Annotated in this window: 13 protein-coding genes; 12 read left to right on the plus strand and 1 reads right to left on the minus strand. The window is 58.2% G+C overall.

Annotated elements, in window-relative coordinates; all coding sequences use genetic code 11:
* The first annotated feature begins 22 nt into the window (after positions 1 to 22).
* From J4D99_RS14265 to obgE, 5 genes are all read left to right on the plus strand, one after another.
* Entirely contained in the window at positions 23 to 955 is a 933-nt protein-coding gene (locus tag J4D99_RS14265) for a M20/M25/M40 family metallo-hydrolase (RefSeq protein WP_208132404.1), read from the plus strand.
* An 84-nt stretch (positions 956 to 1039) separates the two neighbouring features.
* Positions 1040 to 3277, plus strand: a complete 2238-nt coding sequence (locus tag J4D99_RS14270; RefSeq protein WP_208132405.1) for a sodium-translocating pyrophosphatase — start codon at positions 1040 to 1042, stop codon at positions 3275 to 3277.
* A gap of 239 nt (positions 3278 to 3516) precedes the next feature.
* On the plus strand, positions 3517 to 4056 hold the full coding sequence (locus tag J4D99_RS14275) for a phosphoribosyltransferase (protein WP_208132406.1): 540 nt from the start codon (positions 3517 to 3519) through the stop codon (positions 4054 to 4056).
* A gap of 68 nt (positions 4057 to 4124) precedes the next feature.
* Positions 4125 to 4748, plus strand: a complete 624-nt coding sequence (locus tag J4D99_RS14280; protein WP_208132407.1) for an adenylate kinase — start codon at positions 4125 to 4127, stop codon at positions 4746 to 4748.
* 149 nt (positions 4749 to 4897) lie between these two features.
* The gene (gene obgE / locus J4D99_RS14285; RefSeq protein WP_208132408.1) at positions 4898 to 5893 is read left to right on the plus strand and encodes a GTPase ObgE; all 996 of its coding nucleotides are present in this window, start codon (positions 4898 to 4900) and stop codon (positions 5891 to 5893) included.
* Between the two features lie 4 nt (positions 5894 to 5897).
* Here the strand turns inward: obgE and J4D99_RS14290 are convergent, their stop codons facing one another.
* Positions 5898 to 6461: a hypothetical protein gene (locus J4D99_RS14290; protein ID WP_208132409.1), complete on the minus strand. Its 564-nt coding sequence runs from the start codon at positions 6459 to 6461 to the stop codon at positions 5898 to 5900.
* A 140-nt stretch (positions 6462 to 6601) separates the two neighbouring features.
* On the opposite strand from J4D99_RS14290, the gene J4D99_RS14295 reads away from it, so the two are divergent.
* From J4D99_RS14295 to J4D99_RS14325, 7 genes are all read left to right on the plus strand, one after another.
* Complete coding sequence (locus tag J4D99_RS14295; protein ID WP_236018672.1) at positions 6602 to 7171, plus strand: nucleotide exchange factor GrpE; 570 nt, start codon at positions 6602 to 6604, stop codon at positions 7169 to 7171.
* An 80-nt stretch (positions 7172 to 7251) separates the two neighbouring features.
* On the plus strand, positions 7252 to 8394 hold the full coding sequence (gene dnaJ / locus J4D99_RS14300; RefSeq protein ID WP_208132410.1) for a molecular chaperone DnaJ: 1143 nt from the start codon (positions 7252 to 7254) through the stop codon (positions 8392 to 8394).
* A 257-nt stretch (positions 8395 to 8651) separates the two neighbouring features.
* Positions 8652 to 9125 (plus strand): RNA polymerase sigma factor, encoded by a 474-nt coding sequence (locus J4D99_RS14305; protein WP_208132411.1) that lies wholly within the window; start codon positions 8652 to 8654, stop codon positions 9123 to 9125.
* Positions 9126 to 9140: 15 nt separating this feature from the next.
* Positions 9141 to 9764 carry a hypothetical protein gene (locus tag J4D99_RS14310; protein WP_208132412.1) on the plus strand — a complete coding sequence of 208 codons (624 nt, stop codon included), beginning with the start codon at positions 9141 to 9143 and terminating at the stop codon, positions 9762 to 9764.
* Positions 9765 to 9893: 129 nt separating this feature from the next.
* Positions 9894 to 10856, plus strand: coding sequence for an ABC transporter ATP-binding protein (locus J4D99_RS14315; RefSeq protein WP_208132413.1), 963 nt, complete (start codon positions 9894 to 9896; stop codon positions 10854 to 10856).
* 4 nt (positions 10857 to 10860) lie between these two features.
* Complete coding sequence (locus J4D99_RS14320; protein WP_208132414.1) at positions 10861 to 12258, plus strand: ABC transporter permease; 1398 nt, start codon at positions 10861 to 10863, stop codon at positions 12256 to 12258.
* Positions 12259 to 12412: 154 nt separating this feature from the next.
* A complete protein-coding gene (locus J4D99_RS14325) occupies positions 12413 to 13297 on the plus strand; it encodes a ChaN family lipoprotein (RefSeq protein WP_208132415.1) in 885 nt (294 codons plus the stop codon).
* Positions 13298 to 13300 lie beyond the last annotated feature (3 nt).

Here is a 13300-nt window from a genome sequence, read left to right on the forward strand (position 1 = left end):
TAACCCCGTTAGCCATTGACCAATGCATTTGCTCAAAACCCTCTGCCAATTGCCGGCGCCCTCGGGCGAGGAGGCTACCATGACCCGCTTTTTGCTCGACTACGTGCGGCAGCACAGCCCTAGCTGGCACCAGCCGCCACTGGTGGTGCACGACGAGGCCCGGTTTCAGGATTGCCTGCTGCTGGTGTTTGGGCAGCCCCGCACAGCTGTATTTGCCCATCTCGACAGCATCGGTTTCACGGTGCGCTACGGGCGCGAATTGGTGCCCATCGGTGGGCCCGAGTGTGCGGCTGGCTACAAGCTGGTGGGGCAGGATGCGCAAGGAGAAATAGCGTGTACGCTGACGGTAGAGCCCGCCGCCGATGATGCAGAAACCGAGGTGCTTGGCTATGAGTTCAGCCGCGACATTGAACCTGGCTCCAGCCTCACGTTTGCCTGCGACTTTCGCGAAACGGAGACCACCGTGCAAAGCTGCTACCTCGACAACCGCCTTGGCGTGTGGGCCGCCCTGCGTCTGGCCGAAACCCTCGAACATGGAATTATCGCATTCTCGTGCTGGGAAGAGCACGGCGGTGGCTCGGTGCCCTACCTGGCGCGGTTTATCTACGAAACTTACGGCGTGCGCCAAGCACTCATCTGCGACATTACCTGGGTGACGGAGGGGGTAAAGGCTGGCCATGGCTGCGTCATCTCGCTGCGCGACTCGCTCATTCCGCGTCGCGCCTACGTCGAGCGCATTCGGGCCATTGCGCGGGCAGCGGGCATCGCCCATCAGGTGGAGGTGGAAGGCATCGGCGGCTCCGATGCCAAAGACTTGCAGCGCAGTGATATTCCTTGGGACTGGTGCTTTGTGGGCGCGCCCGAAGACAACGTGCATACCCCCGACGAAATAGTGGCTAAAGCTGACATTGCCAGTATGCTAGCCCTCTACCAAGAACTCATGCGCCAATTATAGGCCGATTCGCCTACATTTGCCCGGCTGGCTCAGTATCATGAGCTTAGCATTTCTTTCTCCCACCCATCACTTTTCTTGTTGCTTATGCCTGCTAGTGTTTATGCAGTTCCTCTTTTGGGCCTGTTGGCCCTGCTTTACACCTGGCTGCGAGCGGGCTGGGTAGCCCGCCAGGATGCCGGCGACGAGAAGATGCGCACCATCGCCGGCTACATTGCCGATGGTGCCATTGCCTTCCTCAAGGCCGAGTACAAGGTACTGGCGCTATTTGCCCTGATTGCGTCCGTTTTTCTGGGCTACCTGGGCTTTACGGGCGAGAAGTCGAGCCCCATCATCATTATCGCCTTCGTGATTGGCGCGGTGTTTTCGGCCACGGCGGGCTTCATCGGGATGAAAATTGCTACCAAGGCCAACGTGCGCACGGCCCAGGCCGCCCGCACTTCGCTTACGCAGGCACTGAGCGTGTCCTTCTCGGGTGGCTCGGTAATGGGCATGGGCGTGGCCGGGCTGGCCGTGCTGGGGCTAGGGTCATTGTTTATCGTTTTTTATAAAATCTTCGTGCCCAGTGGGCTAGCCACCGGGCCGGAGATGGAAAAGGCCCTGGAAGTCCTCACCGGCTTTTCGCTAGGGGCCGAAAGCATTGCACTGTTTGCCCGCGTGGGCGGCGGTATCTATACTAAAGCGGCCGACGTGGGGGCCGACCTCGTGGGTAAGGTCGAGGCCGGCATTCCGGAAGACGACCCGCGCAACCCCGCCACGATTGCCGACAACGTAGGCGACAACGTGGGCGACGTGGCCGGCATGGGTGCCGACCTATTTGGCTCGTACGTGGCTACCATCTTGGCTACTATGGTGCTCGGCCGTGAGGTAAACCTGGGCAACACGGACAATTTTGGCGGCTTGTCGCCCATCCTGCTGCCAATGGCCATAGCCGGGCTGGGCATCGTGGCCTCGCTGGCGGGTATCCTATCGGTACGGGTGAAGGAGGGCGGCAACGTGCAAAGCGCCCTTAACCTGGGCAACAACGTGTCGATAGTCGTGTCGGCTATCTTCTCTTATTTCCTGATAAAGTGGATGCTGCCAGCGGGCGACATCACCCTGCGCGGCTACACCTTCGACGCCAATCACGTGTTTTATGCCGTGCTGGTAGGCCTGGTAGTCGGCTTTTTGATGAGTACCATCACGGAGTACTACACGGCCATGGGCAAGCGCCCGGTAAGCAGCATAGTGCAGCAGAGCAGCACCGGCCACGCCACTACCGTCATTGGGGGGCTAGCCGTGGGCATGGAAAGTACGGTGCTACCCATCCTGGTGCTGGCGGCTGGTATTGTGCTCAGCTATAAGTTTGCCGGCCTCTACGGCGTGGCTATTGCGGCGGCCGGCATGATGGCCACCACGGCTATGCAGCTGGCCATCGACGCCTTCGGCCCCATTGCCGACAACGCCGGCGGCATTGCTGAGATGAGCGAGCTGCCAAAGGAAGTACGCGAGCGCACCGATATCCTCGATGCGGTGGGCAATACCACGGCTGCCACCGGCAAGGGCTTTGCCATTGCCTCGGCGGCGCTCACCTCGCTTGCCCTGTTCGCGGCTTTTATGGGCACGGCCCACATCGACACCATCGACATCTCCAATGCCAACGTGCTGGCGGGCTTGTTTGTGGGCGCCATGATACCGTTCATTTTCTCAGCTCTCGCCATCACGGCGGTGGGCCAGGCCGCCATGGCGATGGTACAGGAAGTGCGCCGCCAGTTCCGCGAAATTCCCGGCATTATGGAAGGCACTGGCCGGCCCGAATACGAGAAGTGCGTGGCCATCAGCACCCAGGCCGCTATTCAAAAAATGGTGGCGCCGGGAGCCATTGCGTTGCTCACGCCTATTATCATTGGCTTCACGTTTGGGCCTGAAGTGCTTGGGGGTACCCTAGCGGGCGTCACGGTGAGCGGTGTGCTCTTGGCCATGTTCCAGAGCAACGCGGGCGGGGCCTGGGACAACGCCAAAAAGTCGTTTGAAAAAGGCGTGACGGTGAACGGCAAAATGGAGTTTAAAGGCTCTGATGCTCACAAGGCCAGCGTGACTGGCGACACTGTCGGCGACCCTTTTAAGGATACCAGCGGGCCTAGCATGAACATTCTCATCAAGCTCATGAGCATTGTCTCGCTCGTTATTGCCCCGCACATTGCCCGCGTGGGCGGCCAGCACGGCGTGGCGCCTGCGCCGCTCAAAGACCGCGTGGAGCTGGGCCAGCCCCGCGTACACTTTGTGCAAAACGTGATGCCGACTGCCGATGCCCTTCTGCAAGCGACCCTGCCCGAATTGCGATAAGTCTGAACCACGGATTTTTCGGATTAGTCGGATTACGCGGATTTTGTGGACGATTGACAATTCTCTACAGCTAACAGAAACAAAAGAGGCCGCTTAGCAGCGGCCTCTTTTGTTTAAAAGCAGATAAGGTGGCCTAGCAATCGTCCACAAAATCCGCGTAATCCGACTAATCCGAAAAATCCGTGGTTCAGACTTTACCTTTGCAGCCCGAAACGGCTACACCGGCTGTTCATGCTCGCATGGGTCAATCCCTTATTACGCTCCACGGCAAGGCTTTTCAGCCGTATCTCTCTGCTTCCGACATCGCCGCCGACATCGACCGGGTGGCCGTCAGGCTCAATGCCGACTATGCCGGCCGCCGGCCGCTGTTTGTGGTAGTGCTCACGGGCGGCTTCATGTTTGGCACCGATTTGCTCAAGCGCTTTACCGGCGAGTGCGAGATTGTATTCATCCGCGTGGCTTCTTATGAAGGCACCGGCACCACCGGCCAGGTACAGGAAATTATGGGTTTGCGCGAAGACGTGCAGGGCCGCGATATTATCCTGGTTGAGGATATCGTGGATACGGGCACTACACTCAGCCACCTACTGCCGACCCTGCAAGCCAACAACCCCGCTTCGATTGAGATTGCGGCCATGTTCTTTAAGCCGGCTAGCTTGCGCTACCCGCTGACCCTGACTTATATTGCTCGTGAGATTCCCAACGATTTTGTCGTGGGCTACGGGCTCGATTACGATGGCCTGGGTCGCAACCTGCCCGATGTCTACGTGGCCGTTTAAGGCCCATCTTGCGTAGGCCGCTTATCTGTTCCCGCTCCGGCGCTTGCGCCTAACCTTCTGTTTTGATTATGCATAACATCGTCCTCTTCGGCCCCCCCGGCGCGGGCAAAGGCACCCAGAGCCAAAAGCTCATTGCCAAATACCACCTTGTGCACCTAAGCACCGGCGACCTGCTGCGCGCTCAAATTGCCGAAGGCACCGAACTCGGCCTGAAAGCCAAGAAGCTGATGGATGAAGGCCTGCTCGTGCCCGATGAAGTAGTTATTGGCATGATTGGCAATGCCTTGCAAAAAAATAAGCAGGCAGCTGGCTTCATCTTCGACGGCTTTCCGCGCACCGTGGCCCAGGCCGAGAGCCTCGACCGCCTGCTGGCCGAGCACGGCACCAACGTAGCCTGCATGATAGCCCTCGAAGTAGGGGAGGAGGAGCTGGTGAAGCGCCTGCTGGAGCGCGGCAAGACCAGCGGCCGCCCCGACGACCAGGACGAAAGCAAAGCCCGTCGCCGGGTGGCCGTGTACAATTCCGAAACTGCCCCGGTAGCTGGCCACTACGCCCGCCAGGGTAAATTTCACTCGCTCAACGGCATTGGTGAGATTGAAAGCATTTTCGCTCAAATCAGCGACCTCATCGACCGCCACAAGCCAGCCGCTACCGAGGCACCCGCCGAGGCTACCCGCGAGGTAAAGGCCTAGCGGCCGCGCGGCAAAAATCACATAAGAACGTCATGCTGAGCTTGCCGAAGCATCTCGCTCGCATCGTTGGGTAATCGACCCTAGCGGCGCGAGCGAGATGCTTCGGCAAGCTCAGCATGACGTTCTATTTTACCTTATAACTCCCTACCGTGGCTAATAACAACTTCATCGACTACGTCAAAATCACCTGCCGCTCGGGCAAGGGCGGGGCGGGCTCGCACCACTTCTTCCGGGCCAAGGGCCTGCCCAACGGCGGCCCCGATGGCGGCGATGGCGGCCGGGGCGGCCACATCATCCTCGAAGGCAGCTCGCAGCTCTGGACGCTCTTGCACCTGCAATACCGCAAGCACCTCTTTGCCCAGGATGGCCAGGGCGGCGGCGAAAACCTGCGCACTGGTGCCCAGGGCGAAGATATCGTTATTCAAGTGCCGCTGGGCACCGTGGCTCGCGACGCTGAAACCGGCGAGGTGAAGCTGGAGATTACGAAGGATGGCGAGCGCCAAATCCTCACCCCCGGCGGACGTGGTGGCCTTGGCAACGACCACTTCAAATCGGCCACCAACCAGGCGCCGCAGTACGCCCAACCTGGCGAGCCCGCCATAGAAGAGCAGGTTATCTTGGAGCTAAAGTTGCTGGCCGACGTAGGCCTGGTGGGCTTCCCCAATGCGGGCAAGAGCACGCTACTCTCCGTGGTATCGGCCGCCAAGCCCAAGATTGCCGACTACGCTTTCACTACGCTTGTGCCCAACCTGGGCGTGGTGGCCTATCGTGATTATCAGTCGTTTGTGATGGCCGATATTCCCGGCATCATCGAGGGTGCAGCCGAGGGCAAGGGGCTAGGCACGCGCTTCTTGCGCCACATCGAGCGCAACTCCATGTTGCTCTTCATGATAAGCTGCGACAGCCTCGACGTAGCCGCCGAATACAAGGTGCTGCTCAATGAGCTGGACCAGCACAACCCCGAGCTGCTCGACAAAAAGCGCCTGTTAGCTATCACCAAATCCGACATGCTCGACGAGGAGCTCGAAGCCGAACTGCTAGCCTCCCTGCCGGCCGATATGCCGCCCACGGTCTTTATCTCCAGCCTGACGAATAAGAATATTCAGAAGCTAAAGGACATGATTTGGGGGGCATTGCACGAGTAAAACTCTATGTTGGCTTGCGCAAGGTGTAAATGAAGCCCGTCTCATGCATTAACTGTCGTATCTCAGGTTCGCTTTCGAGGTAATCTTCGGAATCATAGCTCCAACCCGGCGAGCCAACGAGCAAGACTAATGCCTTTTCCGCAGCAGCCCGGGCACAAGCGTGACGGAGTAAGAAATTAAAATGCTTTTCATCTGGTGTCGAAGCGGTTGCCTCATCTACTAGTTGAGGAGCAAATACTGCAAGGGCATCACCTTGATGCTTATCGAGGTGTAACGGCTGCCCAAGGTTTTGCATTGCGGCTGGAAAAGGTGACCAGCGAAGGGCTAGCGTCACAGGGGCGATAGGCATGAAAACGTTTGGAAATAACTTCCCATCCGGACCTTCGCCTTCTAAATTGCCTTGGTCTTCCACATCATATTGGTAAGACATGATGGACTGTGCTTCGTCAGCATTGCGAGCATAAATACTGCTAGGGTCGTGGAGTATCAAAAGCCAATAAGCAAAAGTGTCACACCACGTTTCTGCATTAGCATCTCTATTGAGGGACGAAAAATCAAGTTTCTGCATAGACATAAATTTGTGAGGAACTAAGTTACAAGTATGTGCCAACTTGGCAGCCTCGCCAGCTTTGGCAAACTCCTTGCGCCCGACCCGCTACCCGTATGGGAAAGCCTTTCACTAGCCGATTCCGCCATTTTTTCCAAAAAATGACCGACGATAAAACCATGAATCCCGACGCCCAGCCGCAGACCGACAATACCGCCGAGCACACTGCCGGCGAGCAGGATTTTACTGCCACTGGCGCTACGCCCGCCGCAGGCGCCAGCGAGGGGGCTAGCCGTGCCGAAACCGAGCTGGCTGACCTCAAAGACAAGTACTTGCGAATGGCCGCTGAGTTTGAAAACTATAAGCGCCGCACTGCCAAGGAGCGCAGCGACCTCTTCAAAACTGCCAACCAGGAACTGATGGTGGCCCTGCTGCCGGTGCTCGACGACTTCGACCGCGCCCGCCAGCACACGCAGGATACGCAGGACCCTGCCGCACTGCAAAATGCACTCGACATTACCTACAATAAGCTTAACAAAACCCTGCAGCAGAAGGGCCTGGCTCCAATGAATGCCAAGGGTGGCGACTTCGACGCCGAGCTGCACGAGGCCATCACGCAGATTCCGGCGCCTAGCGAGGAGTTGCGCGGCAAGATTGTTGATGAGATTGAAAAAGGTTATTATCTGGGCGACAAGGTTATCCGCCACGCCAAAGTGGTGCTAGGTCAATAAGTAAACACGCCCGAACGCTGGGCTGCCTGCTAGCACTTTTAGCGGCAGCCCAGCGTTCGGGCGTGAAATATCTCTGCAAAATGGCAACTGTAAAGCGCGATTATTACGAAGTATTAGGTATAGCAAAGAATGCGGAAGGCGACGTCATAAAGTCAGCCTACCGCAAGATGGCTATTAAATATCACCCCGATAAAAACCCCGACGACCCCACGGCCGAGGATAAGTTTAAGGAGGCCGCCGAGGCCTACGAGGTGCTCAGCGACGCCGATAAGCGCGCGCGCTACGACCGATTTGGCCACCAGGGCGTGGGTGGCAACGGCGGCGGTAGCCCCAACATGGAGGATATTTTCTCGCAGTTCGGCGACATTTTCGGCGGAGGCGGGGGCTTCGAGGGCTTTTTTGGTGGCGGGCGCGGCCAGGGCCGTCGCGTCAAGAAGGGCTCCAATCTGCGCATCAAGCTTAAGCTTGATTTAGAAGAAGTTGCCAACGGCGTAGAGAAGAAAATCAAGGTGAAGCGCTACGTGGCCTGCCAGCCGTGCAGCGGCACCGGCGCCAAAAACGGTACCGAGCTCAAGACCTGCGCCACCTGCCAGGGCAGCGGCCAAACCAAGCGCGTAGTGAACACGATGCTCGGCCAAATGGTGAGCGCCAGCACTTGCCCTACCTGCCACGGTGAGGGCAAGACTATTTCTACGACTTGCGATGTGTGCAAGGGCGAAGGGCGCCAGCTGAATGAGGAAGTAATTCCGATTAACATTCCGGCCGGTGTAGCCAACGATATGCAGCTGAGCATGAGCGGCAAAGGCAACTTTCCGGAGCGCGGCGGCGTGCCCGGCGACTTACTTATTCAGATTGAAGAGGAGCCACACGAATTCCTCAAGCGCGATGGCAACAACATCATGTTTGAGCAGTATATCAGCTTCGTGGATGCGGCGCTAGGGGCTAGCCTGGAGGTGCCGACCATCGAAGGCAAGGTAAAAATCAAGGTGGACCCTGGCACGCAGCCCGGCAAGATTCTGCGCCTACGTGGCAAAGGCATCAAGGACTTGAACGGCTACGGCCGCGGCGACCAGCTTATTCATCTGAATGTGTGGACACCCAAGAACGTGAGCAACCAGGAGCGCGAGCTGCTCGAAAAGCTGCGCGACTCGGACAACTTTACGCCGCACCCCGGCAAAAACGAGAAAGGCTTCTTTGAGAAAGTGAAGGAGTATTTCCAGTAGTGTCTGAACCACGGATTCGGCCAGATTTTTCGGATTTCTCGGATTTTGTGGACGGATAAAATTAGAAAAGCCACCCGCTAGGGTGGCTTTTTTTATGAGCCTTTACGAGGCTTACGTCCACGAAATCTGAGAAATCCGAAAAATCCGTCCGAATCCGTGGTTCAGATAGTAATGCGGCCCGACCTTCGGCGATATACCATCTCGAAATTGCTACCCCGCTCATGAGCGCTGCCCCGTCTGCTGATTTTTTGGCTGCTTTGCACGACTACCAACCGCTGGTGCGGCGGGTGTGCCGGCTCTATTGCCAGGATGCCGACGACCGGCAGGACTTGTTCCAGGAAATTGTATTGCAGCTGTGGCGGGCCTGGCCGCGCTACGTGCCGCAGCCCGACGCCAAGCTCAGTACCTGGCTCTACCGTATTGCGCTCAATGTGGCCATCTCCAACCTGCGCCAGCGCACCCGCCGCCCCGCCTCGGTGAGTGTGGAAGACGAGGCTTGGCACCTGGCGCAGCCTACGGAGGCCAGTGACTACGAGCCCGAGGAAACGGCCGCGCTTTACCGCGCTATTGACCGGCTCTCCGATGTAGACAAGGCTTTTGTGCTGTTATATCTCGAAGACCGGCCCTACGACGAAATGGCGGACATCCTGGGCATCACCCAAAATAATGTGCGTGTGAAAATGCACCGCGTGCAGGAAAAACTGCGTCGTCAACTGGTTCATTCTAATTAATTATTCTGCTAGATTATGGAGCTTGATGACTTGCGCCGCCAGTGGCGGCAGCCCGAGCCGCCGGCGGTGCCTGCGGCACTCAGCATGGCTGAGCTACGCCAGCTGCTGGCCCAGCAGTCGGGCAGCATTGTGGCGCAGTTGCGGCGCAATGCCCGGCTCGAAATGGGTATTAATTACTCTATACTGGTCGTTTCGCTACTGATAGCGGGGCTAGCCCCCGTGCTGTGGGTGCGCCTGTTTGGGGGGCTGCTGGCGCTGATAGCGGTGGTCTGCATCTTCTACTTCCGGCGCAAGCTAGGGCTATTGCGCAGCATGAGTGACCCTGGCGGCGACCTGCGCGCCTACCTGCTCCGCCTTACTATCGGCCTGCGCACCCTCATCCAGTTTTACTACCGCCTCACGCTGGCCACGCTGCCGGTATCGTGCCTGCTGATGGGATTTATGGCCTTAACTACTACCAACAAGACCGTAACCACCACTAAAATCTGGATTGTCAGTGCTGTATTGGCGGTGCTGTGCGGGGTGCTATACCTGCCCACGGCGCACACTACCAAGCGCTACCTGCACTGGCTCTACGGCCAGCACCTTGACCGGCTCGAAGGCCAGCTGCGCGAGCTCAACGACGAGCCGGAGGCCTAGCCCGCTGGCGGCTCAGCCGCATTTTTTACCGTTCGGGCGGCCGGTTTTGCGGTTTGGCGCCCGGCGCGTGGTCGGCAGTAGCGGCCGCGCCTACATTTACGCCACCTTCTACGCTTTCACCTTTTTCTCATGCAACAAGCTACTTCGAGGCCTATTCTGGAGGCCCGCGACGTGCACAAGCACTACGCCGCGCACACTGCCCTCGACGGGGTGAGCCTGTCTGTGCCCGAGCGCAGCATCTTCGGCCTGCTGGGGCCCAATGGCGCGGGCAAAACCTCGCTCATCCGCATTATTACGCAGATAACCGGGGCCGACTCGGGCGAGATTCTATTTCGCGGCGAGAAGCTGAACCCCAGCCACATCGGCCAGATTGGCTACCTGCCCGAAGAGCGCGGCCTTTACAAGAAAATGAAGGTGGGCGAGCAGCTCATCTACCTGGCACAGTTGCGCGGCCTGAGCCGCAGCGAAGCGGTGGCGCGCATTAAGAAGTGGCTGGAGCGCTTCGACATCAAGGCCTGGGCCGATAAGAACGTGGAAGACCTCAGCAAAGGCATGCAGCAGAAGGTGCAGTTTATTGCTACCGTGCTGCACGAGCCTAGCCTCATTATTCTTGACGAGCCCTTTTCGGGCTTCGACCCGATTAATGCCAACCTAATAAAAGACGAGATTCTACGGCTGAAAGACGAGGGCGCAGCTATCATTTTCTCAACCCACCGCATGGAGTCGGTCGAGGAAATGTGCGACAGCATTGCCCTCATCAACCGCTCGCACAAGGTGCTTGATGGGCCGGTGAAGGCCATTCGCAACCAGTTCAAAACCAATGCTTACGAAGTTGAGGGCCAGGGCCGGCTCATGGTGGTGCACCCCGACTTTGAGGTGATAGAGCAGAAGGAGCGCGAAAATGACCACTTCTACGCCCGCATTCAGCTGCACGCCGGCACTACCCCTAATGACCTGCTGCGCTTTCTTATTGGGCAGGTGCAGGTGCACTCCTTCCAGGAGCAAATTCCGAGCATCAACGAAATATTTATCCGGCGCGTGCGCGAAACCATGCCCGAGACCCTGAACGAAACCGCTAACGCGCTGCTCTAATCCTATGGCCTCCAAATTTTTACTCGTTGCCCAGCGCGAATACCTCACTAGGGTGCGCAAACGGGCTTTTGTGGTGCTTACGCTGCTCGTGCCGCTGCTCATTGTCGGCTTTGGGCTGTTTGTGGGCAAGCTGGCGGAGTCCGATGAAACCACTGAAATCGTGGATGTGCGCGACGACAGTGGCCTGGGCATCGCTTCGCAGCTGGTATCGACGCCCCAGCTGCGGTTTCAAGCCGTGAGCGGCACGCTGGCCGAAGCCAAGCAAAGCTTTCAGAAGCAAAAGCACGCCGGCTTGCTCTACCTACCGGCCGGCCTGAGCGAGAACGACCCACAAGGTGTGCAGTTTTTCGGCAAAGGCAACATCAGCCTCAATAAAGAAAACCGGGTTGAAAAGGCGCTCACCGACGCTTTTGCGGAATTGAAAATGCGCAAATCGGGCCTCACCCAAACCCAGCTCGACCAACTACGGGCTAAGGTGCCGCTCAATTCGGTAAGTGTGGATGAAACTGGTAAAGAGAAGGATAGCAACTCGGGCGTGACTACCGGCATTGCGTCGGCGCTGGCCATACTTATCTACTTTTTTATCTTCCTTTACGGCGTGCAGATTATGCGCGGGGTCGGTGAGGAAAAGTCGAGCCGCATTATGGAAGTAATGCTGTCGTCGGTAAAGCCCTTTGACCTGATGATGGGCAAAATAGTAGGCGTGGCGGCCGTAGGCCTCACCCAGTTTCTGCTGTGGGGGCTGCTCTCGTGGGGCGCTACCAGCTTCGTGGTGCCGCTGGTGATGGGCAACGACCAGTCTGCCAAAACGGAAGTTGCTGCTACTCCGGCCGCTAGCCCGGCCTTGGGTAGCACGGCTGCCACATCAAGCTCTCCGATAGCCGACAAGGCGGCCGCCTCGGCCGAGCAGATGAACCCGGCCAAGCGGGCGGGCGTCATCGGCGATGCCTTCGACAAGCTTCATAAACTGAATATTCCCATCGGCACGATTGTCTTTGGCTTTATCGTGTATTTCCTGGGCGGCTACCTGCTGTATAGCGCGCTCTTCGGCGCCGTAGGCGCGGCCGTAGACGACCAGACCGATACCCAGCAGTTCATGTTCCCAATTACGATGCCGCTCATTCTGAGCTACATCGTGGGCTTCTCGGTCATCTTGCGCAACCCCGACGGGCCCGTGGCCTTCTGGATGTCGATGATACCCTTTACCTCGCCCGTGGCCATGGTTATCCGGCTGCCATTTGGCGTGCCGGCGTGGCAGCTAGCGCTTTCGATTGCCTTGCTGGTGGTAGGGTTTGTGGGTACGGTGTGGGTGGCAGCCCGTATTTACCGCGTCGGTATTTTGATGTACGGCAAGAAAGTGACGTACAAAGAGCTGTCGAAGTGGATGTTTTATAAGGGCTAGCCACTGAACAAGCCCTTATGCCTGGGCGTTTGTCCTTACGAGCGCGACGAAGCGGAGCGCGGCAATCTTTCCTGGTCGTTGAATTAATAACCTAACGGCCAAGGACAGATTGCCGTGCTCTACTTCGTTGTGCTCGCAAGGACATTTTTGGGACATGACAAAAAAACTGCTTTTCCTGCTCCTGCTGCCGCTGTTAGCCTTCGGGCCGGCCGGCGAGCGGCCAGCCTACCGCCTCTTTACCGCCCAAGGCCAACCTGCTGATTACGACCAGATGCTCACCCAGCTGGCTCAGGCCGACGTGGTGCTCTTCGGCGAGCAGCACAACGACCCCATCGCCCATTGGCTTGAGCTGCAAGTAGCCAAAGACTTAGCGAGGTTAAAAGGCCCGGACAAGCTGGTGCTAGGTCTCGAAATGTTTGAGCGCGACGTGCAGCCGCTGGTAGCTAGCTACGCTTCTGGTACCCTAGCCGACTCGGCCTTCGAGCGCCAGAGTCGTCCCTGGCCTAACTACGCCACCGACTACCGCCCGCTACTGCAGTTTGCTCGCAGTCAACACATTGGCATTATTGGCACGAACGTCCCACGCCGCTACGCCCAGCAGGTGGCGCGGGGCTCGCTGGCTGCCCTCGACAAGCTGCCCGCCGCTGAAAAGGCTTATCTGGCCCCGTTGCCGCTGAAGGTGGATTATGAGCTGCCGGGCTATAAGAACATGGCCGCTATGTTTGGCGACGCGAGCGCGGCGCACGGCGGCGGGGCGCGCAACGTAATTCAGGCGCAGGCGCTGAAGGATGCCACGATGGCCACCTACATTCAGCGGAGCTTGGCGCCGGGCCAGACGCTGCTGCACCTCAATGGCTCGTACCACTCCGACCACCACGATGGTATTGTGGCCTACCTGCGCGCGCAAGCTAAGGCGCCGTTGCGCGTGCAGACGCTGAGTGTAGTGACGCAGAGCCAGCTACAGCAGCTCGACAAAGAAAATCTGGCCCTGGCCGATTACGTTATCGTGGTGCCCGACGACATGACCAAAACGTACTAGGGC

The organism is Hymenobacter sp. BT559 (genome assembly GCF_017571525.1).
GTDB classification, from domain to species: Bacteria; Bacteroidota; Bacteroidia; order Cytophagales; family Hymenobacteraceae; genus Hymenobacter; species Hymenobacter ginsengisoli.